At 57.1% G+C, this 431-nt stretch carries 1 pseudogene; it reads left to right on the top strand.

The window, feature by feature from the left end:
- Positions 1-431: pseudogene (katA, locus tag ACTHTU_RS11400) on the top strand (catalase KatA); the annotation flags it as partial.

Here is a 431-nt window from a genome sequence, read left to right as displayed (position 1 = left end):
GTTCGGGCGCATTCGGTACGTTTACCGTGACACACGACATCACGAAATACACCCGCGCCAAAATCTTTAGCGAAGTCGGCAAGCAAACCGAAATGTTCGCCCGTTTCACCACCGTGGCAGGCGAACGCGGCGCAGCCGATGCAGAACGCGACATCCGCGGCTTTGCGTTGAAGTTTTATACCGAAGAAGGCAACTGGGACATGGTCGGCAACAACACGCCTGTGTTCTTCCTGCGCGACCCGCGCAAATTCCCCGACCTGAATAAAGCCGTCAAACGCGACCCGCGTACCAATATGCGTTCTGCCACGAACAACTGGGACTTCTGGACGCTGTTGCCCGAAGCCCTGCACCAAGTTACCATCGTCATGAGCGACCGCGGTATCCCTGCCAGCTACCGCCATATGCACGGCTTCGGTTCGCATACTTACAGC

It is taken from the genome of Neisseria sp. P0020.S005, assembly GCF_051957055.1.
GTDB lineage: Bacteria > Pseudomonadota > Gammaproteobacteria > Burkholderiales > Neisseriaceae > Neisseria > Neisseria subflava_A.
Note: the sequence above shows the minus strand (reverse complement) of the source record. Positions and strands in the feature narration are given on the sequence as shown.